This is a genomic window from Massilia aurea, from assembly GCF_014200505.1.
Lineage (GTDB): Bacteria > Pseudomonadota > Gammaproteobacteria > Burkholderiales > Burkholderiaceae_D > Telluria > Telluria aurea_B.
Map to the genome: position 1 here is coordinate 140,241 of NZ_JACHBX010000003.1, position 24,961 is coordinate 165,201.

Here is a 24,961-nt window from a genome sequence, read left to right on the forward strand (position 1 = left end):
ATTCAGCACTGGCCAACAGAAGACGCCGGCAGCTTAAGTCTTCACCAAGAAAAATTTATGAATGCTTTTAGGGAATGCCGTGAACATTGTGGGCGCAATCACCAACTTCACTTGTGTCGTCGAATCCGGAACTCTTGCCTCAGCCGCCCGTTCTCTGGGCGTCAGCGCGGCATCCGTTAGCCAAAACATCGCACGCCTTGAAGAGCATCTCGGTGTCCGTTTACTGGCGCGTACCACTCGGCAGATGGCACTGACCGAAGCCGGTCGCGTCTATTACGACAAGGTTCGTCATATTCCGCGCGAACTCGATCTGGCAAAACAGGCTGTAGACAAAGGGCTGGACTTGCAGGAGCATCTCACTATCGCAACCTTGTCCTCAGTTGGCCGCCATCTCCTTGCGCCCTTGCTACCGGCATTTGGCCGCCGCTATCCACGCCTGGCAATCGAGCTGGTAAGCGCCAATCACCGTGCCGACCACCTACGGGAAAAAATCGACGTCAGTATACGTATTGCTGCGCAACTCGACGACCGACTTGTGGCACGGGTTATTGCGTCGCGCCCGTTTCTAATCTGTGCTTCGCCTGCATATCTGAAAGATGCCGGAACACCGACCTCGCCTGAAGAGCTACGATCTCACGCCTGCCTTGTACTGCGCTACGCTACCAACGGCCGCTTCCTTCCTTGGGAGTTCGTACGCGATGGAGTGCACTTTGATGCGCCAGTTAATCCATCCATGATCAGTGACGATATCGATATGCTGGCGCAGATGGCGGTCAATGGGGGAGGCATCACGCGCTTGGCAGACTTTGTCGCGCAACCACTGATAGAACGCGGACTGCTTGTAACATTATTTGACCAGCTCCACCAAACCGCTGGACAAGCCATGCCCGAGCCAATGCAGATATTTGCCTGCGTAACCGACCATACGTCGCTCACGCCCAAGGTACGAGCCTTAATTGATTATCTCAAGGAGGCTCTGAACCAGTGCTAAGCTGGCTTACCGCACCTACATATTGGCCGTTTTGGAACAAACGCAATGCTCATAAACGTAAATGCACGTGGAACGGAGCAGACGAAGGAGTGAACTCTGCGTCTGCGAACTTTGCTGAAATGGTGCAGGTCGCTGAAATAAATGCGATCCCAGATAAGACGCGCTGCTTCCGGCCAGAAGCGGTTCTTGACAGAAATGCCTTGTCTGCGACAAACTCCAGTTTCGAACAATGCGAAAAACGATGGCTTAACTTTGCGTGACTCCATGGTCACGCAGCCAGCCAATCGCCGACACGCCGCTTTGCACTTCTGTAAGGCAGGCCAGCGTTTCCTCCGACTTTGTCGGGAATTTTCGAGCTTGCGCGCTTTCGTCGCGTCGTCTCAGATCGGAACGCTTCCAAATGGCCTACTCTGCACGCCCCCTTCATCCAGCCTCCCCGAGTATCGCTATTGTCGGGGCCGGCTTGGCCGGTTTAACGCTTGCGCGTGTTTTGCACGTCAACGGCATACGGGCCACCATTTACGAATGCGAAGCGTCACCCACAGCGCGGGCCCAAGGTGGCTTACTCGATATTCACGAGCACAACGGCCAGTTAGGGCTGAAAGCGGCAGGCCTTTACAAGGCATTTCTCGCCCTTGCACTCCCCGGCGAAGATGCGAAGCGTATTGTTGACAAACACGGCGCCCTTTTATTTGACAGGCCGAGCTCCGGCTCTGGTGCACGGCCCGAGGTAGAGCGAGGAGCCTTGCGAGACCTTTTAGTCGCTTCCTTGCCCGCCTGCGCCATAAAATGGGGAAGAAAGCTGACCCAGGCTCTTCCACTTGCTAACGGGCGGCATCAACTCGTGTTTGCAGACGGCACTACGGTTGAGACGGACCTGCTCGTTGGGGCAGATGGCGCATGGTCGAGAGTGCGGCCACTGGTCTCATCCGCCACGCTACAATATACCGGCACATTCTTCGTCGAGAACCGCCTGTTTGATGGCCCGGCCCGGCATCCCGAAAACACGGCGGCCATTGGCTCGGGTACGTTGATGGCAGTGGCACCAGGCAGGGCAATCCTGGCGCATCACCATGCGAACGGCATGTTGCATACCTATATTGCTTTGAATAAGCCTGGACCATGGATCCATGCCATCGATTTTAGTCGGAGAACAGAGGCTCTCAACCGGATCGCCATGGAGTTTGCTGGCTGGGATGCGCAGCTTCTCGCACTGGTAACTTCGAGCGATACCGCACCAGTCGTATGGCCCATCCATGCGTTGCCGGTAGACCATCAATGGAAACGAATCCGTGGCGTCACGCTGGTTGGTGATGCTGCGCATCTAATGTCGCCATTTGCCGGCGAAGGCGCAAACCTCGCACTCCTTGACGGTGCTGAACTCGCACATGCGCTTTGCAATCATCCCGATGACATTGAGGCCGCATTGGCAACGTACGAACTAGCGCTCTTCTCACGCAGCGCCGCTGTCGCCATGGAGAGTGCGCAGAATCACCTGCGCTTTTTTGGTAACGAAGCGCCTCACAGTGTGGTGGCGATGTTTACGGGGCGTTAACGGATATCCTCAGCACGTGCCGGTGTCAGGTCTCACACCGCCAATGAATGCCCGATGAATTTCCCGATGCGAGAACCTGCTCATCTGACGTGAACGACCGGGTTTGGCCTTGGACTCAACCAGTCACTCGTGACAATCTGAGGAATTCTCCACCCAGGAAGCTGCTATCGTGCTTCGAGAAGCCGGATTCGGCCAAGAGCTCTGGCTGATGAGCGGTGTTCGGTACGATTACTGCTACCGGATTTAGTCAATGCGGACTTTGATGCACAGGACGATAGGATTGCGTGAAAATCGATTTCAAACATATCGCTCTATTGTCGGCATCAATCTGCATTGCACTTGCGCTCATCTGGCTGCTCACGCCGAAGCTTTTACTGTCTCTATGGGCCGTGGAGTTTTCTGAGCCAGTTGGGCTCGTCAGCAGACGCGCTTCGCCCCTGTTCGCTGGCATGGGCCTGATGTTATTCAAGTTGAGGCACGTCGGACCATGCCCCGCTCGCACAGCCGTATCGTCGGGCCTCATGGTCACCTGTCTCATGCTTGCCCTATTGGGCATCATTGAACTCGTTATGGGCCATGCTGGTCCGGGCATTCTGCTGGCAGTGACCGTTGAGATTGCTCTTGCTCTTGGGTTCTATTTGGCAAACTGAACGCCAAGTTTCGCGATGGATCGACAGCTGCCGGTCGGACAGGTCCAGGCAAACCGGCAGGTTGTGTCCAACTTTATTGGATTGCCCAACGTGCGCTACGCACCTCTGGTGTCATTGCTACGGGCAGAAATCAAGTTTGCATTGATCCACGACGCCACGTCGGTCACCGGAATAGCGCGCTGGGTATTAAAACTGTCACTTTTATCCCAAGCAACACCTCTTCCCTGCGCAAAGGCGGCGCGATACTTGCGCATCATATTATGTGGGTCGCGGGCCAACTCGCCCAGCAAGTACTCCTCGCTCCATGCCGAACGGCTGAAGGATTGGCCTAGCGCCGCTTGCAGCTTGTCGGCCACTTCCCCATACGTCACAGTGTCGCCAGCCAAATAAACGATGTCGTTGCGGATACGTGGTTGCGTGAAAACGACCTCGGCAGTGAGAACGCCAATGTCATCTGGCGTGGTCAGCGTGACCGCAGTGTCAAGGCTGCCAAGAGCGTGGACAGCATGTTCTTCAAGATCGACGACGCCGAATTCTGGCTCAAACAGGTAGCTCATGAACATACCGGTCGAGATGATCACCCACTCAGTCTGGTGCTGACCCCGCAGCAATTCGCGCACGTCCAACTGTGCGTCGAAGATGTCCTGCGGACTGCCGCGACCGATGACGTCAAAATCGACGCCGAACTGCCATGGGAAGTACCTGGGAATTTGCGCTTGCAGGGCAGCACGCGCCAATTTCATTGGCGTGTCGATACCCGCTGCATAGCCAGTACACCCTATGACTGTGTCATATTGGCCGAACACCGCAGCCAGCTCGTCGATCGAGCTTTTTACAAGATCGCCGATGATGATGTCGATCCCAAGGTCTCGGATTTCGGCCACATCACGCTGCTTGTCTGGCACATTGGACGCGGCGGTGCTTGCGCGTAGCAACACGTTGATGTTCACACCATCGACGTCCTTCGCGCGTTGCGCAAGACTGCGCAGTACCGGCATCCCGAGTTCGCCGGCGCCGAGGACAAGGATCTTTTTAGACATCGCGTTGGGATCTGCCCGGTTCGTCGTCAGGGGTACGGATAATTGGCTGATTTGGTTGGCCATGTTGATTTCTCCTTTAGCGTTGATGCCTGCACTGTAGAGGGCGCAACGAGGCGGAAAAAGTGGGCGTGGAGGTTTTCATCGTGCAGAAAATACGAACAATGGTGCGTTATAGTGCCGTTTTCGTTACAGCTCTCAGGCCAACATATGGATCGCGTACAAGCAATGCAGGTGTTTGTCCGGGTCGTCGAAGGCAAGAGCTTTGTACGCGCAGCGCAGACGCTCGGCCTACCGCCATCATCCGTCACCGGCATCATCAAAAGGCTTGAAAAACATTTGCAAATTCGGCTGCTCAACCGTTCAACGAGAAACCTCAGCTTGACACCGGAAGGCGAGCAGTACTTCTACCGTTGCCGCGAGATACTCGACCTGATTGACGACACGGAAACGAGCCTGAACGGCTCTGCCGAGCGCCCGCAAGGGCGGCTGCGGGTGGATATGCCGGGGGGCATTGCGCATGCCTTGATCTTGCCGCGTTTGGCGCAATTTGAGCAGCGCTACCCCGATATCTATCTCATGATCGGTATAAATGATCGTCAGGTGGACCTGATCCAGGATGGCGTCGATTGTGTGATCCGTACCGGCAACCTCAATGACTCGACGCTGGTCTCGCGCCGTTTGGGGGCGTTGCGCTGGGTCACATGCGCAGCGCCGTCCTATGTGGAAGAAAAGGGAACTCCCAAGACGCTGCTGGATCTGCAAGCACACCAGGCTGTCCACTACTTCTCCAGCACGACGCGGCGCGGAAGTGAGCTGCATTTCGTCGAAGACGGGCATTGCGTCGCCGTTCCGGTGTCCGGCAAGGTCGCAGTCAACGAGACTGGGCTTTACATCAAGCTTGGAATCGACGGACGCGGCCTGATTCAGTTGGCGGAGATCCTGGTGGCGGAACAATTGCGGAGCGGAGAGTTAGTCGAAGTGCTGGCCGACTGGCGGCCAGCACCTGTTCCTGTATCACTACTTTACCCCCACCGCCGCTTTCTCTCTCCGGCGATGCGGGCGTTTGCCGATTGGACAGCCGAACTGTTTGCCGACACCTGTTAAGGGTCGATAGTTGCCTATCAAAACAACGAATGAATCGCGTCAGGGCTGTACATCCACACCCTTCCAGAACGCGATGTGGCCAGTAATATTTGACGCGGCGGATTTTGGTGTGGCATACACCCACGCCGCATCCTTGTTGACCTTCCCGTTTACTTCAATGTTGTAGTAGCTCGCGGTCCCCTTCCAGGGACAGTTGGTTGTTGTGCTCGAGTCGCTGAAAAACTGGCGGTTTAAAGAGGCGGGGGGAAAATAATGGTTCCCTTCGACGACGACCGTATCGTTCGACTGCGCCAGCACTTCACCATTCCATATTGCTTTCATATGCACTCCGGTAGCGCTTCGGATCTGAAGCGCGGACCAGTCTACACCGGTTGCGTGAGAAAGTTGATGCGGATGTTTGTGCGACGAGTGCGCGCATAGCGGGGTCGCGTCTGACATTCAAACCCGGGGTCTGCGATGATCCGGCTCGTTCATTGTTCGAGCGCGTCTTGAAAGGCCAGTGGTCTCTTCGAAATTCCCTCGATTCAGGCTCCACCCTTTCGTCGCAGGGTATGCACGGGTCGGCGCATTCCGCTGGACCGCTGTGCGGCGGCTGCCTAAGGTGGAAACTTTCCAACCCCCGGGAGTTTCCATGCGCGTTCTACTGTCTTCCCTTCTTCTCGCACTTTGCCTGGCGAGTCCGGCACATGCCGCCGAAGGCGCCGCCCCAGGCGCCCGTGCGGCCGACGTGGCGGCGATCCACGTGGTCATCGATCAATTCAAGGCGGCGATCATCGCTCATGACGGCAAGACCCTCGGCAGCCTGTTCCTGCAAGACCACGACAGCTGGCTGTCGGTGGCCGACGAGGCGGCCTGGGCCAAAGTCAAGGCGCGCAATCCGAAGGCACGCAAAGTAGTTCCCTCGAGCTGGAAGAAGTTCGCCGCATTCATCCAGACGGCAGACAAACCGATCGAAGAACGTTTCTACAACGTGCGGGTCGACACCAATGGCGCCGTCGCCTCGGTGTGGTTCGATTTCGACTTTCTTGACGACGGCAAGGTGACCAACCGCGGCAGCGAGAGCTGGCAAATGGTGCGTGCGGAAGACGGTTGGAAGATCAGCTCGATGCTGTTTTCCATGGGCGACTGAGACGATAGAATAGCAACATTACAATTCGAAAAGCCGGCATGAAAGTCGAAACGCCCCTGTTCGTCCCCGTGCTGGCCGCCCTGCCGGTCGCCGCCTGCATGGCCATCCTCGGGCTGCCTGTCTTCGGCTACCAGTATGCTGCGGCCTTCCGCAGCTTGTACTTCGTTGCCTGCCTGGTGTGGTTGATCCCGTTGGCGCTGCTCCAGCGCGCCATGTGGCGCTGTGACTGGCCCTGGCTGCGCATGGCGCTGGTGCTGCTGGCCGCCAGCTACGCCATGTCCATCCTGAACGCCGTGCTGGGACAGGGCCTGGGCATCTGGCTCGGGCTGCAAAAGCACTACCGCTGGAATGAGCTGGCCGAGGGTCTGGACGGCTGCTGGCTGGCCCTGATCGCGTTCTGCGCCGTGCATGCAGTGGCGGCCTACTACCTGTCGCTGCAGCAAGTGCGCCTGCATCTGGCCCAGGCGCAGGCCGCAGCGCGCGACGCCCAGCTGCGCGCGCTGCGCCTGCAGGTCAACCCGCACTTTCTTTTCAACTCCCTGAACGCGATTTCCGCGCTCGTGTCGGCCCAGTCCAACCGCGAGGCCAACCGCATGCTCGGCTACGTGGCCGACTTCCTGCGCGCCACGCTTGCGCACGACGGCCGCCACGAGCATTCGCTCGCGGAAGAACTGGCCCTGCTCGACGCCTACCTCAAGATCGAACAGGCACGCCTTGGCGAACGCCTGTGCTTGAATATGAAAGCCGGTCCGGACCTGCTCGATAACGTCATGCCCTACCTGATGCTGCAGCCCCTGGTCGAGAACGCGATCCGTCACGGCATCGCGCCGTTGTCCGTTCCCGGGCGGCTCGACATCCGTCTTGAGCAGGTCGGCGGGCGCCTGCTGGTCGAGGTGCGCAACGACGGTCAGCAGCCGGCGCAACCGGGCTGCGGTATCGGCTTGGCCAACGTGAGGGAACGCTTGCGCCACCTGTACGGCGACGATCAGGAAGTCGAGACGGGATGGGGGCCGGACGGCCGCTTCGGCGTGCGTATCGCCCTGCCGCTACGCAGCATGGCGGCGGCATGAACATACGGGTCGTCATTGTCGACGACGAACCGCTAGCCAGGCTGGCGGTCAAGCTCAGGCTCGCGCGGCGCGGCAGCTTTGCTCTCGTCGGCGAGTTCGGTGACGGTGAGAGCGCGCATGCCGGCATCCTGGCGCTGCGGCCCGACCTGGTATTCATCGATGTCGAGATGCCAGGCAAGACCGGGCTTGAGGTGCTGGCCGCGCTGCCGCCGGCGCAGCGGCCGATGGCGATCCTGCTGACCGCCTACGACAGCTTCGCCCTGCAGGCGTTCGACCTGGCCGCCCTGGATTACCTGCTCAAGCCGGTCGATGACGAACGCCTGGACGAAGCCCTGGACCGCGCACAGCAGGCCTTTCCTTATCGCGCCCAGGGCCGTACGTTGCCACCAGCCGCGCCGGCACTGCGCAGCTTCAGCGTGCGTGTCGGCGCGCGCACGGTGCTGGTGCCGGTTGCGCAGGTCGAGCGCATCGAGGCCGATGGTGACTACGCCACCCTGCATGCGAACGGCAAGACCTGGCTGGTTCGCGAGCGCCTGCACAACCTGGCCATACAGCTCGATGCGCGCCAGTTCCACCGTGTGCACCGCTCGACCATCGTGCGGCTGGACATGATCGCCGAGCTGCGCTCGCTGACCAATCGCGACGCCCTGCTGCGCCTGCATGACGGCAGCGTGCTGCGCGCCAGCCGCACCTATATGCCCGCCCTGGCGGAAGCACTACAACACCTCGACAAGACATCCGCATGATGCAGCTTCAATCCCCTTCCGCCCGGCTCGCCGGGCTGGACACCCTGCGCGCGCTTGCCATCGCGCTGGTCCTGATGTCGCACTACCAAGGCTTCGTCAGCCACGCGCCGACCTTCGGCATCATGGGAAAAATCGGCTGGGCCGGCGTCGACCTGTTTTTCGTGTTGAGTGGTTACCTGATCGGCAATCAGCTGCTGGCGCCGGCCGCGCGTGGCGACAACCTGGACCTGAAAACTTTCTTCGCACGCCGCTTGCTGCGGACGCTGCCGAATTACTACGCAGTGCTGGCGGTGTATCTGCTGCTGCCGGATAGTCCCATCGCCGGCAAGAGCATGGCGCCGGTCTGGCAGTTCCTTACCTTCACCCAGAACTTCGGTTTGAACTATGGGGAAACCTTCACGCACTCGTGGTCACTGTGCATCGAAGAGCAGTTCTACCTGGTGTTCCCGCTGGCAGTGCTGGTACTGGTCGGCAGCGAGCGCTCGCCGCGCCTGCTCTGGTGCGCCTTGCTTGCCGCCATCGGCACCGGCATGACGGTGCGCGGCATGGCGTTCCTGGATGGGATGGATGCCTTTGCGGCACCGGTGTACTACGCGAGCTTTTCCCGCTTCGACGAATTGCTGCCCGGTGTCGCCATCGCAATGCTGAAGAATTTCCATCCGGCGGCCTTTGCACGCATCCTGCGCCATGGGAATGCGCTGCTGGTAGCGGGCCTGGCGATGTCGGTAGCTGTGCTGTACGGAATAACGAACGACGTGCCGACCGCTTTCGCGGCATCCACGTTCGGGTTTTCACTGGTCGCTGCCAGCTTCGCACTGTTGACCTGTTCAGCGCTCAGCCCAGGCTCGATCCTGAACCGGGCGCGCATTCCCGGCGCGGCCAGCCTGGCCCTGTGGTCCTACGCCATCTACCTGGTGCACAAGCCGGTGTTCATGGCCTTGCGGCCGGAATTGATCAGCAGGCGCATCGATCCCGGCGCACCCATGACCATTGCAGCGGTCATGGCGACCGGCATCCTGGGCGGCTGGGTACTGTACCGCGTGATCGAGACGCCGTTCATGCGACTGCGGGCGCGCTGGTATCCGGCTGGAACATCAACGACGCATCACACGGGCGCGCCTATGCCCGCCGGTCGTTCGATAAGGGGCTAGTCCAGAAAGGCTGAACAGTCGCCGCTAAACATCGTGCACGTTCAACATGCCGCGTCGCGATGCTGATGGCTTACCATGCACTGTCACCACTTCCTTGCCCGCCCGTGAAAATCGCCATCGGCCACCGCCTCTTTGCTTCCGTGCTCCTTGCCATGCTGACGGTGGCTGCCGCCGCCGTGCTGCTGCTGCGCCAGAATGTGCTGGGCAGTTTTGGCGACTACGCGGTGGCGATCGAACTGGATCGCCTCGATGAACTCTCTGGCGCCGTCGCGCGCCAGTACAACCAACATGGCGACTGGACGTTCCTGCCGTCCGGTGACGACCGGCGCGACTGGATCGGCGGCGAATTGACGCGCCTGCAGTCCGTGCGCGGGAAGCCGGCGCCGCCGGTCGGGCCGGTCAGGCCAGTGCCGCCAGTGGACCCCGCAGCGCCTGCTGCACCCGCCGCTCCCCTGCACACGCGAGCCGGCCCGCCCATGCCACCGCTACCGCCGCCCCCACCCGCCCCACCGGGCATGATCGCCGACCTGCACACACGCATCACGCTGCTCGATGCGAACGGCGCATATCTCGCCGGTCGCCCGCCGGGCAACCTGCCCCTGGCCCGGCGCGCGATCACGGTTGATGACCGCACGATCGGCTATCTCGGCGTCGCGCGCAGCGCGCGGCCCAGCGACGCGATGGCGTTTGCGTTTCTCGACCAGTTGCAACGCAGCCTGTGGCTGATCGGCGGGCTAGCCCTGGTGCTCAGCGCGCTGGCGGCAATCGGCCTGGCGCGTCACTTCCGGCGCCCGATCGACCGCCTCGCGCGCGGTGCCGGCGCACTGGCCGCAGGCGACTACGCCGTGCGCCTGCCGGTCCAGCGCAGCGACGAACTGGGCGACCTGGCGCGCCACTTCAATGCGCTGGCCGAGCGGCTCGATCAGGCCGAAGCGGCGCGCCGTCAATGGGTGGCCGACACGTCGCACGAACTGCGCACGCCGCTGGCCGTGCTGCGCGCGCAGCTCGAAGCGATTCAGGATGGCGTGCGCCAGGCCACACCAGCCACGGTCGATGCGATGGTGCTGCAGGTACACGCGCTGACGAAGCTGATCGACGAACTGTATGCGCTGGCGCGGGCCGACGTCGGCGAACTGGCGTGCCAGCGCGTGCCGCTCGATCTGTGGCAACTGGCGACCGCCGAGTCGCAGGCATTCGGCGCGCGCTTCCAGGCGGCCAACCTGACGTTCGAGGCCGGCGGGGCGCCGGCACAATCACAGGTGCTGGGCGACCCGGACCGCCTGCGCCAGGTGCTGGCCAACCTGTTCGAAAATAGTCTGCGCTACACGACGCCCGGCGGCGCGGTGCGGCTAAGCGCGCAGGTGCATGATGGCCAGTTGCACCTGACGCTCGACGACAGCGCGCCGGGCGTGCCCGATGCCGCGCTGGCACGGCTGGCCGAGCGCTTCTACCGCGTCGATGCATCGCGCAGCCGCGCGCATGGCGGCGCGGGCCTGGGTCTGGCCTTGAGCCGGCGCCTGCTTGCCGCGCAAGGCGGCGCACTGGCGTTTGCCCACTCGCCACTGGGTGGCCTGCGCGTGACCGTGTCGCTGCCGCTGCTTACAAAGGACACGCCATGAACAGCACGATCATGATCGTCGAGGACGAACCGGAACTGGCCGCCGTGATCGCCGACTACGCACGCGCGGCCGGCTATCTCCCGACCGTGCATGGCGACGGCGCGCAGGCCCTGGCCGCGATCCGCGCGGCGCCGCCGGATCTGATCGTGCTCGACCTGATGCTGCCGGGCCTGGACGGCCTGGCGCTGTGCCGCGCGGTGCGCGCGTTTTCGGAGGTGCCGATCGTGATGGTGACGGCGCGGGTCGAAGAAATCGACCGCTTGCTGGGACTGGAACTGGGCGCCGACGACTACCTGTGCAAGCCATTCAGCCCGCGCGAGCTGATGGCGCGCATCAAGGCGATCCTGCGCCGCGCCGGAAGCGCGGACGTTGCCCCGGCGTTGCTGCTGCTCGACGAGGCCGCGCGCAGCGTCAGGATTCACGGCCACGCGCTCGACCTGACGCCAAGCGAATACGCGATCCTGGCTGCGCTGGCGCGCCGACCGGGCCAGGTGCTGTCGCGCGCCCAGCTGCTCGACGCGGCCCGCGCCGACAATCTCGACGCCACCGACCGCGCGATCGATAGCCACGTCAAGAACCTCAGGCGCAAGATCGACGGGGCGGCGCCGGGACTGGAGCCGATCCGCTCGATCTACGGCCTCGGCTACCGCTACGACGCGTAGTGCTTGCTTTGATGCTTACTTCGGCGCGTACATCGACGCGTAACGTGCACCGAAGTACAGGATGAACCCATAGCAGGCGGCCGGCAGCAGGAACGAGATCTGCACGCCCAGCGAATCGGCCAACGCGCCCTGCGCGAACGGCACCAGCGCGCCGCCGACGATGGCCATGCACAGGATGCCGGAACCCTGGCCCGTGTGCTTGCCCAGGCCGTGCAGCGCCATGCTGAAGATCGTCGGGAACATGATCGAGTTGCACAGGCCAACCGCCAGGATCGCCCACATCGCGATGTCGCCCTGCGCGAACGTGCCGACCAGCACCAGCGCGATTGCTGCCACCGAATTGAACGCCAGCGTCTTGCCAGGGCTGACCACACGCATTACGGCAAAGCCGATGAAGCGCCCCACCATCGCGCCGCCCCAGTAGATGCTGACGTAATGGGCGGCGTCGGCGTGCGCGAGGCCAGCGATCTGCGGCTCGCCGATGAAGTTGATCAGGAAGCTGCCGATGCTCACTTCAGCGCCCACGTACAGGAAGATGCCGATCGCACCCAGCACCAGGTGGCGATGCGCCAGCACCGAGCCAGCGGCACCCGCCACCGGCGTGCCATCGTCATCGGCCGCGACAATCTTCGGCAGCTTCGCCATCAGGAACAGCACGGCCAGCACTACCAGCAGGCCGGCCAGCATCAGGTACGGCCCGCGCACGCTGGCTGCTTCCGAAGCCGCATCGGTCCCGGCCACGGCGGCTGCGCCCGCTGCCGACAGGATCAGCACCCCACCGACGGCCGGACCGATCGTCGTGCCCAGCGAATTGAATGCCTGCGTCAGCGTCAGGCGGCTCGACGCCGTGCGCGCCGGGCCCAGCACGGCCACATACGGATTGGCCGCAACCTGCAGCACCGTGATGCCCGACGCCAGCACGAACAGCGCCAGCAGAAACATGCCGTAGCCACCGGAAGCGGCCGGGTAAAACAGCGTGCAGCCGCCGGCAGCCACCAGCAGGCCCGTCACGGCGCCCTTCTGGTAGCCGATGCGGCGAATCAGCGCGCCGGCAGGCAGCGATACGATCGCATACGCACCGAAGAAGCAGAACTGCACCAGCATCGCCTGCACATACGTCAGCGTGTACACCGCCTTCAGATGCGGAATGAGCACGTCGTTGAGCGACGTGATCAAGCCCCACATGAAGAACAGGATGGTGACGATGACGAGCGCCCCCGTGTTACTGCCTTGTTGCGTCCCGGGGGGACCGTCCTGCCGCGCGACCGGTGCCGCGCCCGTTGCCATATTGGCCATGCCGTCTCCTGATAATTGTTATGGTGGCGAAAGTGCTTAGCGGGCCATGCCGGCGGGCGCACGTGGCAGGTCGCGGGCACGCGTGCCCCAGCCCTGCGCATCCGGCTGCGGCGCCAGCTGGTACTTCAGCGCGCCGCCCGACTGCAGTTGCTCCCAGTCGAGCCAGACGCGTTCCACCGCGCGGCCACCGTAGTTGACCGACTTGACGAAGCCGCGCTGGCCCGGCTTGGCGCCCGCAGCGTCGATGCGCAGCGTGCGGCCCTGCGCCAGGTCGATCTCGGCGCCGGCAAAGCGCGGCGCATGCAGCAGGAAGCGGCCGCTGCCCGGCATGTCCGGATAGATGCCCAGTGCGCTGAACAGGTACCAGGCCGACATCGTGCCCAGGTCGTCGTTGCCCGTCACGCCGCCCGGCCCGTTGGTGAACAGCGTTTCGGCAGCGCGCAGCACGGTCGTCGTCTTCCACGGCTGGCCCATCAGCGTGTACATCCACGGTGCGTGCAGGTCCGGCTCGTTGTTCGGGTTATAGCGGAACTGCGCGTAGTAGCTGTACGGCCCCACCACCCACGACTTGCGCACCGCGTTCGGGTCGGCCAGCACGGCGTCGTAGTCGAAGAACTGGTCGAGGCGACCGAGGGCTGGCGCCTGGCCGCCCATCGCTGCGGCCAGGCCCGGCACGTCCTGCGGCGCCAGCCACTGGTACTGCCACGCCGTGCCTTCATGGAAGCCATGGTCGCCGCGCGGGTCGAAGCCGCTGCCGACATCGGCGAACCAGCTGCCGTCGATCAGGCGTGGGCGCGGGAAGCCGCGCTGGCCGGTCGGCTCGTCAACGGCATTGGCGTCCCAGATCGTTTTCCAGTTCAGCGCGCGCTGCGTCAGCACACGGGCATCGTCCTCGTGGCCAAGTGCCTTGGCCATCTCGGCCAGCGCGCCATCGGCCAGCGCGTATTCGAGCGTCGCCGAGGCGCCGTGGTGCGGATCGGTGTCCATCCCTTTCGACACAAAACTGCGGTCGTACTGCACGAAGCCCTGCTTCATGTAGTTCGGATTGCCCGAGCGGCCTTGTGGACGGATGCCGTGGGCCGGCACGCCGAATGCGTTTTCACGCAGCGCCGTGTAGGCCTGGGCTTCGCGGCCCTTCAGCGCACCAAAGCGCCACAGATCCACTAGGAACGGCGTGACCGGGTCGCCCGTCATGATATTGGTCTCGAAGTTGGCATAGCCCCAGCGCGGCAGCCAGCCGCCCTGGTCGCGGATCGCCAGCACCGAGGTCGCGATATCACGGGCGCGCTCGGGCCGGATCAGCGCCAGCAACTGGTTCTGCGCGCGGTAGGTATCCCACAGCGAGAAGAATTCGTAGTAGGTCCAGTCCTTGGCGGTATGGATCGCATCGTCGTAGCCGCGATAGCGCCCGTCGGCGTCGTTGCCCGTCAGCGGCTGCAGCAGCGCGTGGTACAGGGCCGTATAGAACACGGTGCGGTCATCCTTGCTGCCTCCCTTGATCCGCACGCTCTTGAGTTCACGCTGCCAGGTGGCCTGCGCCTTGGTTTTCATTGCGTCGAAGCTCAAGGCTTTTTCGCCCGCCTTGCCGTCGGCCGCGAGGTTGATGCGCGCGCCTTCGGCGTCGACGTGCGAGATCGCGCTCACGGCGGTCACCGCTTGGCCGTTCTTCAGGTCAAAGGTCAGCCACACGCCATGCGGCTTGGCCTCACCCTGCTGGCTCGGACCGGCGGCGCCGGGCCAGCCGCCGCGATCGTCCCAGACGCCCTTGGCGGCGATCGGCTGGTCGAACTCCATGCGGAACCAGGTCGTGTACTTGGCGCCGCCGCAGAAACTGCGGGTGACGATCTTGCCTTCGACGGCGCGCTCGCCGACGACCTGCACTTCGCTGCCGATGACGCCATGGCGCTCGTTGGCCTGGGCCACGTTGAGCAGCACGTGGCCCGTCTTGGTGCCGGGCGCATAGGTGTAGCGTTCGGCGGCGGCGCGGGTCAGCGCGGTCGCTTCGGCCGTGATGCCGCCGTAGCTGGTCAGCTTGACCTTGTAGTAACCAGCCTGGCCCACTTCGCCGTCATGCGTGTAGTCGGCGGCGTAGCGCTTGTGGTCGAACGTGCCTTTCTTGGCGGTGTCGAAATCGCCGCCCGGGCCGATGGTGCCGGTGACCGGCAGCACCGACAGCTGCCCGCCCTGCTCCCAGCAGCCGGCGCCGGACAGGAACGAGTGGCCAAAACCCCGGATCCGCTTGTCGCTGTAACGGTAGCCGGCGTAGTGGTCGGCGATCGGGCTGACCTGGATCATGCCGAACGGCGCGGAGGCGCCAGGGAAGGTATTGCCTTCATCCTGGGTGCCGATGAAGGTGTTGACCGGCATGCTGTCGGCGGCCAGGGCGACTGGAGCGCCCAGGGGCAGCAGGCAGGCCAGTACCAGCGTGGGGACACTGAAACGGGTACGGAAATGCGACATCACGATGCTTCTCCTTCGAGCAGTTCGAACAATTGGTGCATGGCCGCCGGTAGCGGTGGGGTGGCGCCGGCCTGCAGGCAGGCGGCGGAGCCGGCCGCCAGTGCGGCGTGCAGGTGCGCCTGCAAGGGGCGCTGCGGATGGCGTGCAAGGCTGTGCAACAGGCCAGCAGCGCTGGCATCGCCCGCGCCGACTGTATCCACGACCGCCACCTTCGGCGCCAGCGCGTGGCAGCGCTCGTCTCCATGGAACAGGCTCGCGCCCTGGCCGCCGCGCGTGAGGAGGCAATAGGCCCCCGGGTTGAACGCGCGCAGGCGCGACAGTGCATCGTCCAGGCTCAGGCCAGGGAACAGGCCGCGCAGGTCGTCGTCCGATACCTTGATCAAGTCGGCCAGGGATGCCATCGCTTCGAGCGTCGGCGTGTAGCGCGCATCCATCAGGTTGCGGTAATTCGGATCAAAACTGATCGACACGCCGCATTCCTTTAGCGCGCGCGCCAGCGCAACCAGCGTGGCGGCCAGCGGCTCGCGCGCCAGGCTGATGCCGCCGAAGTGCGCCCAGCGCAGACCGTCGAAGGCGCCGGCCGGCAACGCGGCCGGATCGAAATGCAGGTCGGCGCTGTCGTCGCCGATGAAAAAGTAGCGTGGCGGCTCGCCGCCCTCGACCACGGCCAGCAGCGGCGCGCGGTCCACGCGCTGCAGCAGGCGCAGGTCCAGGCCGGCCGCTTCGCTTGCGGCCCACAGCGCGTCGCCAAAACGATCACGGCTGATCGCGCCGGCAAACGCCGTTGGCTCGCCCAGCACCGCCAGCGCGCGCGCCACGTTCCAGGTGGAGCCGCCCACGCGGCTGACCCAGCGTTCGTCGCCCTGGTGGATCATGTCGGTCAGCGCCTCGCCGGCGCACAGCATGAACGGCGCATCAACCATGGCGGGGTCCTTTCATCGCGGCGACGATGTCGTAGACGGCGCCCATCGTGTGGTAATCGACCTTGCCGGCCGGGCTTTTCTCGTCACTGAGCTTGCGGTTTTCGCGGTCCAGGATGCGGTACCAGGCGCCGTGCTCGTGGTCGACGAAGTGGCTCCAGCTGTACTGCCACAGCCGTTCGTACCAGGTCCAGTAGGCGTCGTTGCCGGTGCGCGTGCCCAGGAGCGCCGCTGCGGCGGCGCTTTCGGCCTGCACCCAGAAGTACTTGTGGCTGTCGCAGACGGTCAGGTCGGGCGCGAGCGAATAGGCCACGCCGCCGAACTCGTTGTCCCAGCCCTTCTCCACCGCGACCTTGAACAGGCGTTCGGCGGTCGGCAGCAACCAGCTCAGATCATCAAGCAGGACACCGGGGGCGCGTGCTTCGAGCTGCACCAGTAGCTTGGCCCATTCGGTGAAGTGGCCCGGCTGGTAACCCCACGGGCGGAACAGGTTTTCCGGGTCGTCGATGTTGAACTTCCAGTCCGGCTGCCACTGTTCGTCGTAGTGTTCCCAGATCAGGCCACCGCAGCGCGCGGCCTGGCGCTGTGTGATGTTGCTGGCCACCAGATAGGCGCGCTCTAGGTAGCGCGCTTCGCCCGTGGCCCGGTGCGCTGCCAGCAGCGCCTCGACCGCGTGCATGTTGGCGTTCTGGCCGCGGTACGTCGACAGCGTGCGCCAGTCCTGGCTTGCTTCGTCGGCGTACAGGCCATCGGCCGCGTTCCAGAAGCGTGCTTCCATCAGGTCGAACGTCTCGCCGATCCAGGCGCGCGTCTCTTCCAGCCCTGCCATCGTCGCGTGCGAATACGCCAGCAGCACGAAGGCCTGGCCGTAGGCATGCTGGGTGCCGTCTTCGACGTCGCGGCCGTCCAGCATCCAGGCGTAGCCGCTGCCGTCCGGTGCGCGGTGCGCGTCGCGCAGGAAGCGCACCGCGTGCTGCAGGCCGTCCAGGTAGGCCGGATCGCCGAACTGGCGGTAGGCCATCGCGTAGGTGAACACGAAGCGCGTGCTGCTCACCAGGTGCCGGTGGCGCGGGTCGTAGACGGCGCCGTCATCCTTGAAATAATGGAACATGCCGCCGGCGGGATCGATCGCGCGCGGGTGGTAGAAGCGCATCGTGTGGCGCGCGTGGTCGAGCAGCAGGTCCGGGCTGCGAAAGTTCGGGAACGTGGTCATGGTGGGGGCTGGTGGTTGTTCGCTAGTCGTCGTAGCTGCTCTCGCGCACGATCATCTCGACTGGCAGGGTTATCTGGGTGGCGTCCACGTCGCTCTGCTGGAGGCCGGGCTGTTGAGAGTTGGTCTGTTGAAGCTCGGGCTTGGCGAGCAGCGCATCGACGCCGGCGCGACCCAGCGCTTCCTTGTCCACGCGCACGGTGCTCAGTGGCGGGATGGCCGCAGCGGCAGCGGCGATATCATCGAAGCCGACGATGGCGAGGTCGTAGGGAATCTTGAGCCCCTCGCCCAGGCAGTACTTCATCGCGACCAGCGCCGTGCTGTCGTTGTAGCAGAACAGCGCGTCGGGTCGCTTCGGCAGCGCCAGCAGGCTGCGCATCGCCTCGATCACGCCGTCGTCGCCCTCGCCCATGGTGGGCACGCTCACTTCGAGGTTCGGATCGGCATGCATCTTCGCGTCGAACAGCGCCTGGCGAAAGCCGCGGTTGCGCTGCCCGATGCTGTAGTGGGCCAGGGACCCCGACAGCATCGCGATGCGCTTGCGCCCGACGCGCAGCAGGTGCTGCGTGGCGAGGTAGCCGCCGCTGATATTGTCCGGATTGATCGACGTGAATCCACGCCGGTGCATGTCGACCAGCACCATTGGCTTGCCGGTCTGCTGCAGGGCGGTGAGGATTTCCGGCTCAAAAAAGCCGGCGCACAGGATCGCGTCCGGCTGGTGCAGGCGGATCTGTTCCAGCACCGGCTCGGCCGGTCCGACGACGATCAGCGACAGCGCGATGCCCTCGCGCCGGCACGCTTCTTCGGCCCCGTGCAGCACGGGTGTGAAGAAGGGGCTGGACGTGAGGGTGTTGTGCTGGCTGTGCAGCAGGAAGGCGATGCGGCGGATGCGGCCTTTCTTAAGCAGCGAAAAGTCGTAACCCAGCCGCAGCGCTGCGTCGCGCACGGCCGTGCGCGTGGCCTCCGTCATGCCACCCTGGTTCTTCAGCGCGCGCGAGACGGTGCCGATCGACAGCCCGGTGGCGCTGGCGATGTGGCGCAGCGTGACCTGGCTCACAGGCGCGCCTCCGGCATGCCGGGCATCGTGATCATGGACATGATCGGTCTCCAATCGTTGGTTTAATAAACGCCTCTATGGGCGTTTTTTGCGTCGTCCGGATGGCATCCGGCGCGCGTTGTTCCAGTGCGTTTTATAACAGCCGCGCCTTTGGAGCGTCAACGCGGGCAGACTAAACTGCCCGTGTTTTAGCGCGTTTTAGTAAACAAGGAGCGCCCCAGAGTGCAGTGTGTTTACCGCGCTTCGAGCAGCTCCACTTCGGCCAGCTCGAACGCAGCACCCTGCGCAAAGCGCAAGCGGTACGCCTTGTACACGCCGGGCTTGGCGATGCCGAATGGCCGCAGCTGACGCTCCCATGCAAAGACTTCGTTCTCGCGCGTGTCCAGTGCGACCCAGCCGCCCTTGGCGTCGCGGCCTTCCAGCGTCCACGACACCTTGCCCAGCGGCGCCTTGCCGCCGGTGAGCGTGTAGTGGCTGATGCGCGCGCTCTTGGTCAGGTTGACACCGATGTTCGCTGCCGCCGGTACGTCCACGGCCGTCGCTGCATCGTCGTCGGTGAGCGGCGCAGGAGCGCGTTTGCCATCCAGCGTGAGCGTGGCGCCCTTGCTGCGGTCGATCAGGCCTGCAGGGCGCTTGCCGGCTGGCGTCAGCGACGCCGGCAAGTCACCTGCCCCGGTGCCCCAGGTCGATGGCGTGCTGTCCATCGTGAATTCCAGCGTCGCGCCGGCGGCGATGTCGTCGTGGCGGATCCATGGCTTGGTCCACGGCTTGCCATTGACGGTGAGCGACTGCACGTAGACGTTCTCCGGGCTGTTGTTATGCGCGATCACGGACAGCGTGCGGCCGTTTTCCAGGCGCACGTCGGTGCGCGCGAATGCCGGCGAACCGATCACGTATTCCGGGGACCCCATCCGCAGCGGATACAGGCCCATCATCGCGAAGGTGTACCAGGCCGACATCTCGCCATTGTCTTCGTCACCCGCATAGCCTTGCCCGATCTCGCTGCCCAGGTACAGGCGCGCCAGGATGTCGCGCGTGATCTTCTGCGTCTTGGCCGGCTGACCGGCGGCCGCGTACATCCATGGGATGTGGTGCGACGGCTGGTTGCTGTGCGCGTACATCCCCATGCGCACGTCGCGCGCTTCCGTCATTTCGTGGATCACCTGACGGTAGCTGCCCGAGAACGCTGCCTGCGCCGTTTCCGGTGTGGCGAAGAACGTGTCGAGCCGCTTGCCCAGCGCCGCGCGCCCGCCCATCAGGCTAGCCAGTCCTTCGGCGTCGTGCGGCACGGTGAACGCGAAGTTCCAGGCATTGGCTTCCGTGTAGTCGCCGCCCCAGCGGCGCGGATCGAACGCCTTGGCCGGTTCGCGCCACGCACCCTTGGCGTCGCGGCCGCGAAAGAACCCCGTGGCCGGGTCGTACAGATGGACGTAGTCGGTGGCGCGCGCGCCGAAGTACGCGGCTTCTTCGCGGTAGCGGCGGCCACGCGCCGTGTCGCCCTCGCCGCCGGCCAGCGCGGTGGCCATCTGCGCCAGGCCAAAGTCGTTCAGCGCACCTTCGAGCGTCCACGACATGCCTTCATGGACCGACGCATCGGCATAGCCGCGGTACATCGACTTGCCCAGGCCCTTGCGCCCGACGTTCGACACGGGCGGCACGACGGTCGCATTCTTCAACGCCGCCTCATAGGCCTGGTGCGCATCGAAGCCGCGCACGCCCTTGAGCCAGGCGTCGGCGAAAGCGACGTCGGAACTGGTGCCGACCATCAGGTCAGCATAGCCGGGCGACGACCAGCGCGCCACCCAGCCGCCGTCGCGGTACTGCTGCAGGAAGCCGTCGACCATCTCGCCGGCGCGGGTCGGCGCCAGCAGCGCGTACGCCGGCCAGGTGGTGCGGAACGTGTCCCAGAAGCCGTTATTGACATAGACCTTGCCAGCGACGACGGGCGCCGAGGTCTTGTCGTCGTCGCCACCGGTCTTGGCCTGCGACCAGCCGCTCTGGTCGGCGTGGCGCCAGTCGGGCTGCTGCGCGCTGCCGACGTTTTCGTGCCCGACGTTCGGGTACAGGAACAGGCGGTACAGATTCGAGTAGACCGTGGTCAGCTGGTCGTCGCTGGCGCCATCGACCTTCACCCGGCCCAGTTCCTTGTCCCACGCCGTCTGCGCGCGATCGCGCACGGTGTCGAAGCCGGCGTCGCCGATTTCCAGCGCCAGATTCTTTTGCGCCTGCTCGACCGAGATCAGCGACGTGGCGATGCGCATGCGCACTTCGCCGCCGTCGGCCTTGAACTTGATGTAGCCGGTCGGGCGGCCCGTCTCCAGCGGGCCGCTGGCCTGCCAGCGCTGGTCGAAACGGGCGAACACGAACATGCGCGTCGCGCCGTTCGAGAGGCCGCTGCGCGTGTCGGTGTAGCCGCGCAGCGTCTGCGTGGCTGCGTCCAGGCGCAGGCCGCCGCGCGCGTCGACGTTATCGAACAGCAGGTTGGCGTCGCCCCCTTGCGGGAAGCGGAAGCGGAAAATCGCCGCCCGCTCGCTCGGCGCAATCTCGGCGCGGATGCCGTTGTCGAAGTCCACGCGGTACGTGTGCGCACGCGCCACTTCGTTCTCGTGCGAGAACGACAGCGCGCGGCGCTTGCGGTCGGCGTCGGGCTGGCCGCTCGCGTTCGACGGCATGATCTGGAAGGTCTGGCGGTCGCCCATCCAGGGACTCGGCTGGTGACTCAGCGACAGCGCCTGCAGGCGCGGCCGGTTGTTCTCGTCGTTCTGTTCGTTCCAGCGATACAGCCAGCTCAGGGTGCTGGCGTCGGTGGCCGGCGTCCAGAAGTTGAAACCGTGCGGCATCGCCGTGGCCGGGATATTGTTCCCGCGCGAGAAGGTGCCGTTGGCCTGGGTGCCGCGCGTGGTCAGCACGTGGTCGGTCGGGCGCTTGGCCTCGGCGCGAGCCTGCTCGCCGATGACGATGTCATCGAGCCAGCCGCTGGCGCCGGCGGCCGCAGTGGGCTGCAGCGCCAGCTCGATCGACTTGATGCGGCGCCCCGCCAGACTGCCCAGGCGTACGGACTTGTGCGCCCACTGCTGCGGATACAGGGTGTTCGACCTGGCCTGCGCCGCCGCGTCGATGCGCACGCCGTGATTGTCGCGCAGGTCCAGGCTCGAGATGCGGCGGCCGTCGTCCAGTACCAGGTCCAGCGCCACGCCGGTCGAGGTGGCGATGTCGCCATCGACGATCTCGGGCAGCACCTTCCACGACAGGACCGTGTCGGCCTTGATTGCCAGATCGACCGCGAACAGCGGCAGGCGTCCGCCCTTGCCGTCCGCGCGATATTGCAGCGCGCGCAAACCGGTATAGCCGGTCTTCGGCTTGGCAGCATACGGCTTGTCGGGGCCACTGCCCGGCGTGACCCGAATGCCTTCGCCCGTGCCGGTGGCAGGAAGGGGCTCATTCGCTTCGAACGACGTGGCAAAACCGTTTGCAGTGCGGGGTTCGGCAGCATTGGCCATGCTGGCCAGCAGCATGGCCACGGCGGCGCCGATGGTGTGGGTCTTGTTCATGGGGTGGTCTTCCAGGAAGTTGGGTTGGTCGCGCGCATGGCATCTCGCAGCGAATGGACATGGAGGGCCGCGCGCAGCACGCTGTCGCTGGCGGTGGAGGTCACCTGCACGGTGACGGGTTCGCCCGGCAACATGGTCAGGGCATTGTCGTGGAACTGCGCATCGACGTCGCCGGCATCGAGCCAGACGCCGCGCGCCAGTGTCGCTGCCGTGATCTCGATGCGGTAGCCATCGCCATCGCGATGCACGGTCGTGTGCAGGCCGGGATCGCGCCAGGCGACGTCTTTCGCCGGCACGAAGTAGACGACGCCGGTCGATGCCGGCTCGCCATCTGCGTGCAGCGTGAACACCGCAACCGTCGATGCGGGATCTGCGCCGGCCAGCAGGTCGGCGTCAGCATACGCGCCCACGTCGCCGGCCGACAGCGGCGCGATTGTGATGGCCTCGCGCGCATCGCGCAGCACGGCGCCATCGAGCGACATCACGCGCGTGCGCAACGTGCCCTGCACGGCGTGCGTGCGGTCGTTCAGCAGGCTGACGCGCGTGGCGCCCCGGGCGTCGCGCAATGCCGCGACGGCGACCGGCGCAAAGAAGCGGCGCGCATGAAACTGCAGCGCTTTTGGCCGGCCGAACCAGTCGATGCTCGACCACGACGCGCCCGGCCACACATCATTGAGCTGCCAGTACAACGAGCCCATCGTATGCGGCCGGCTGCGGCGATGGTGCAGCGCCGCCAGCTCGATGCCGTCGGCCTGCATCACCTGGCTCAGGTACGCAAACGCCGGGAAATCGACCGGTTCGCCGAACTGCTCCCGCACATACTTCATCAGGCGTTCATTGCCCTTGCCGGCCATGAATTTCTGGTGCGCTTCGATGACCGGCGTGGCCACGCCCTGCTCGGCGCGCGTGGCAAACGCGTCGATCGTGCGCTGCACCGGCCAGGCTTGCAGCCCGTATTCGGACATGAAGCGCGGCGTGATGTCGAGGTAGTTCGATACCGGATGCGCCGGATTGCCCCACACTTCCCAGTAGTGCATGTCGCCGCTGCCGGGCGTGTTGGCGGCTTCCTGTAAATCGTTGCCGGGCGAGCTCGACCAGTAGCCGATGCCGCCGGCTTCTTCAGCCACCACGCGGCGCAGGTCGACGCCGAACAGCGCGACATAACCGTCCCAGACCTGGCTCGCAAAGACCGGATCGGCGCGCTCGAGCGTCTTGCGGTGGCCCCAGTTTTTCCAGGCGATCTCCTGCTCGTTGTTGCCGCACCAGAGCACGACGCTCGGGCGGTTGCGCAGGCGTCGCACCTGGTCGCGCGCCTCGTGGACGACATTGGCGCGAAACGCCGGATCGTACGCCGGCTGCATCCCGCCGCCGAACATGAAATCCTGCCAGACCATCAGGCCCAGCTCATCGGCGAGGTCGTAGAAATCCTCGTCCTCGTAATAGCCGCCGCCCCAGCTGCGCAGCATGTTCATGTTGGCGTCGGCTGCCGACTGCAGCACGCGCCGCAATTGCTCGCGGCGCACGCGCGGCTGGAACATGTCGAACGGGATCGTGTTGGCGCCCTTGGCGAACACGGGAATGCCATTGATGACGAAGTAAAAGCCCTGGCCGGCGGCGTCATGGTCGCGCCGCAGCTCGACGCTGCGCAGGCCCGTGCGCGCAGCGTGCGTGGCAAGTGTGCCGTTGCCATTGCTTACCTCGAGCTGGTAGCGATACAGCGGCTGCTTGCCGTAGCCGTTCGGGAACCAGCGCTGCGGGTCGTCGATCCGCACCGGCAGTTCAATGCGGTTGGCGCCGGCGCGCAGATCGATCTGCTTCGTTGCGGCGAGCGTGCGCCGGCCGCCGGGCGCCGTTTGCCACAGGCGCAGCGTGAAGCGCCCCGCGCGCACCCCGTCGAGCGACGCGATGGCGGCAACATCGGCGCGCGTGGCGTCGACGCGGTCCTGGCGCAGCTGCAGGTCGTCGATGCGCACCGCATCCCAGCTGTGCAGCACGACGGGCTTGCCGATGCCGGCCGTGACGTAGCGCGGGCCCCAGTCCCAGCCATAGTGGTAGCCGGGTTTGCGCACGAAGTTGGCGCTCAGGACATCCTTGGGTTCATCGCCATACGGCGATGCGTAATTGCCAGCGATCTTGTGCGGCATCGCGGCGACCTGCGGCAGCATCGTGTTGATCGGTGAGCGGAACACGATGCGCAGGATGTTGCCGTGCTCGCGCAGCCGGCCCGCCACCGGCACGCGCCAGGTGCGAAACGCATTGTTCGCATCGAGCAGCTTGACGCCGTTGAGCCAGACCTCGGCAAAGGTGTCGAGTCCGGCAAATACCAGCTCGCTGCGCGCGCGTTGCAGCACGGCGCGCGGCACATCGAAGGCGGTGCGGTATTCCCAGTCGGCCAGGCCGATCCACTGCAGGCCCGCTTCGGGCGCGCCGACATACGGATCGGGAATCAGGCCGTGGGCCAGCAGGTCGGTGTGCACGGTGCCCGGTACGGTGGCCGCGCGCCATGGCATGAGATCGGGATGCGCCGCTTCGCGCGCGTCGCCCGGCAACAGGTGGAAGCGCCAGCCGCCGTCGATGACGAGCTTGTCGGATGGGTTGGCCAGGGCGAGGCCTGCGCAAAAGAAAAGAAGCAGGCCGGCGCACAGCGCGCGCCAGCCGCCGGCCGTCGAGATCATGTTGATCCGAGCGTTCATTGCGTGATCCTGGAAAAGAGAAACTGTCCTGCGTTCAAACCAACCTGATTTTGTGGC

General features: G+C 64.6%; 19 protein-coding genes. 10 read left to right on the plus strand and 9 right to left on the minus strand.

Translation table 11 applies throughout. From position 1 onward, the window contains the following. Nucleotides 1-61 precede the first annotated feature (61 nt). The 3 genes from HD842_RS14535 to HD842_RS14545 all read left to right on the plus strand — a co-directional run bounded on the left by HD842_RS14535 (nucleotide 62) and on the right by HD842_RS14545 (nucleotide 3,196). Nucleotides 62-991, plus strand: coding sequence for a LysR family transcriptional regulator (locus tag HD842_RS14535; protein WP_221290613.1), 930 nt, complete (start codon nucleotides 62-64; stop codon nucleotides 989-991). Between the two features lie 400 nt (nucleotides 992-1,391). After that, nucleotides 1,392-2,546, plus strand: a complete 1,155-nt coding sequence (locus HD842_RS14540; protein WP_183555448.1) for an FAD-dependent oxidoreductase — start codon at nucleotides 1,392-1,394, stop codon at nucleotides 2,544-2,546. A gap of 284 nt (nucleotides 2,547-2,830) precedes the next feature. Beyond that, nucleotides 2,831-3,196 (plus strand): hypothetical protein, encoded by a 366-nt coding sequence (locus tag HD842_RS14545; protein WP_183555449.1) that lies wholly within the window; start codon nucleotides 2,831-2,833, stop codon nucleotides 3,194-3,196. A gap of 95 nt (nucleotides 3,197-3,291) precedes the next feature. Here HD842_RS14545 and HD842_RS14550 read toward each other — a convergent pair whose 3' ends face one another. Then, entirely contained in the window at nucleotides 3,292-4,299 is a 1,008-nt protein-coding gene (locus tag HD842_RS14550) for an aromatic alcohol reductase (protein WP_183555450.1), read from the minus strand. A gap of 144 nt (nucleotides 4,300-4,443) precedes the next feature. Between HD842_RS14550 and HD842_RS14555 the strand changes: the two genes are divergently transcribed. Continuing rightward, nucleotides 4,444-5,340, plus strand: coding sequence for a LysR family transcriptional regulator (locus tag HD842_RS14555; RefSeq protein ID WP_183555451.1), 897 nt, complete (start codon nucleotides 4,444-4,446; stop codon nucleotides 5,338-5,340). Nucleotides 5,341-5,379: 39 nt separating this feature from the next. On the opposite strand, the gene HD842_RS14560 is transcribed toward HD842_RS14555, so the two are convergent. Beyond that, the gene (locus tag HD842_RS14560; protein WP_183555452.1) at nucleotides 5,380-5,661 is read right to left on the minus strand and encodes a DUF427 domain-containing protein; all 282 of its coding nucleotides are present in this window, start codon (nucleotides 5,659-5,661) and stop codon (nucleotides 5,380-5,382) included. Nucleotides 5,662-5,971: 310 nt separating this feature from the next. Between HD842_RS14560 and HD842_RS14565 the strand changes: the two genes are divergently transcribed. From HD842_RS14565 to HD842_RS14590, 6 genes are all read left to right on the plus strand, one after another. Further along, nucleotides 5,972-6,469: a hypothetical protein gene (locus HD842_RS14565; protein ID WP_183555453.1), complete on the plus strand. Its 498-nt coding sequence runs from the start codon at nucleotides 5,972-5,974 to the stop codon at nucleotides 6,467-6,469. A gap of 38 nt (nucleotides 6,470-6,507) precedes the next feature. Further along, entirely contained in the window at nucleotides 6,508-7,539 is a 1,032-nt protein-coding gene (locus HD842_RS14570; RefSeq protein WP_229424772.1) for a sensor histidine kinase, read from the plus strand. Then, nucleotides 7,536-8,285, plus strand: a complete 750-nt coding sequence (locus HD842_RS14575; RefSeq protein ID WP_183555454.1) for a LytR/AlgR family response regulator transcription factor — start codon at nucleotides 7,536-7,538, stop codon at nucleotides 8,283-8,285. The genes HD842_RS14570 and HD842_RS14575 overlap by 4 nt, the downstream gene beginning before the upstream one ends. After that, nucleotides 8,282-9,436 (plus strand): acyltransferase family protein, encoded by a 1,155-nt coding sequence (locus HD842_RS14580; protein ID WP_229424773.1) that lies wholly within the window; start codon nucleotides 8,282-8,284, stop codon nucleotides 9,434-9,436. The genes HD842_RS14575 and HD842_RS14580 overlap by 4 nt, the downstream gene beginning before the upstream one ends. Nucleotides 9,437-9,540: 104 nt before the next feature. Then, a complete protein-coding gene (locus tag HD842_RS24480; protein ID WP_183555455.1) occupies nucleotides 9,541-11,055 on the plus strand; it encodes an ATP-binding protein in 1,515 nt (504 codons plus the stop codon). After that, nucleotides 11,052-11,717 (plus strand): response regulator, encoded by a 666-nt coding sequence (locus tag HD842_RS14590; protein WP_183555456.1) that lies wholly within the window; start codon nucleotides 11,052-11,054, stop codon nucleotides 11,715-11,717. Before HD842_RS24480 ends, HD842_RS14590 begins: the two co-directional genes overlap by 4 nt. 15 nt (nucleotides 11,718-11,732) lie before the next feature. Here HD842_RS14590 and HD842_RS14595 read toward each other — a convergent pair whose 3' ends face one another. The 7 genes from HD842_RS14595 to HD842_RS14625 form a co-directional block, all read right to left on the minus strand. Further along, the gene (locus tag HD842_RS14595; protein ID WP_183555457.1) at nucleotides 11,733-13,013 is read right to left on the minus strand and encodes a sugar MFS transporter; all 1,281 of its coding nucleotides are present in this window, start codon (nucleotides 13,011-13,013) and stop codon (nucleotides 11,733-11,735) included. Nucleotides 13,014-13,049: 36 nt separating this feature from the next. Next, on the minus strand, nucleotides 13,050-15,473 hold the full coding sequence (locus HD842_RS14600) for a GH92 family glycosyl hydrolase (protein ID WP_183555922.1): 2,424 nt from the start codon (nucleotides 15,471-15,473) through the stop codon (nucleotides 13,050-13,052). Beyond that, complete coding sequence (locus tag HD842_RS14605; protein WP_183555458.1) at nucleotides 15,473-16,396, minus strand: carbohydrate kinase family protein; 924 nt, start codon at nucleotides 16,394-16,396, stop codon at nucleotides 15,473-15,475. The genes HD842_RS14600 and HD842_RS14605 overlap by 1 nt, the downstream gene beginning before the upstream one ends. Next, nucleotides 16,389-17,606, minus strand: coding sequence for an AGE family epimerase/isomerase (locus HD842_RS14610; protein WP_183555459.1), 1,218 nt, complete (start codon nucleotides 17,604-17,606; stop codon nucleotides 16,389-16,391). The genes HD842_RS14605 and HD842_RS14610 overlap by 8 nt, the downstream gene beginning before the upstream one ends. Before the next feature lie 22 nt (nucleotides 17,607-17,628). Continuing rightward, a complete protein-coding gene (locus HD842_RS14615) occupies nucleotides 17,629-18,660 on the minus strand; it encodes a LacI family DNA-binding transcriptional regulator (protein WP_183555460.1) in 1,032 nt (343 codons plus the stop codon). 233 nt (nucleotides 18,661-18,893) lie between these two features. Beyond that, a complete protein-coding gene (locus HD842_RS14620; RefSeq protein ID WP_183555461.1) occupies nucleotides 18,894-22,211 on the minus strand; it encodes a GH92 family glycosyl hydrolase in 3,318 nt (1,105 codons plus the stop codon). After that, nucleotides 22,208-24,904 (minus strand): beta-mannosidase, encoded by a 2,697-nt coding sequence (locus tag HD842_RS14625; protein ID WP_221290630.1) that lies wholly within the window; start codon nucleotides 24,902-24,904, stop codon nucleotides 22,208-22,210. Before HD842_RS14625 ends, HD842_RS14620 begins: the two co-directional genes overlap by 4 nt. Nucleotides 24,905-24,961: the final 57 nt, after the last annotated feature.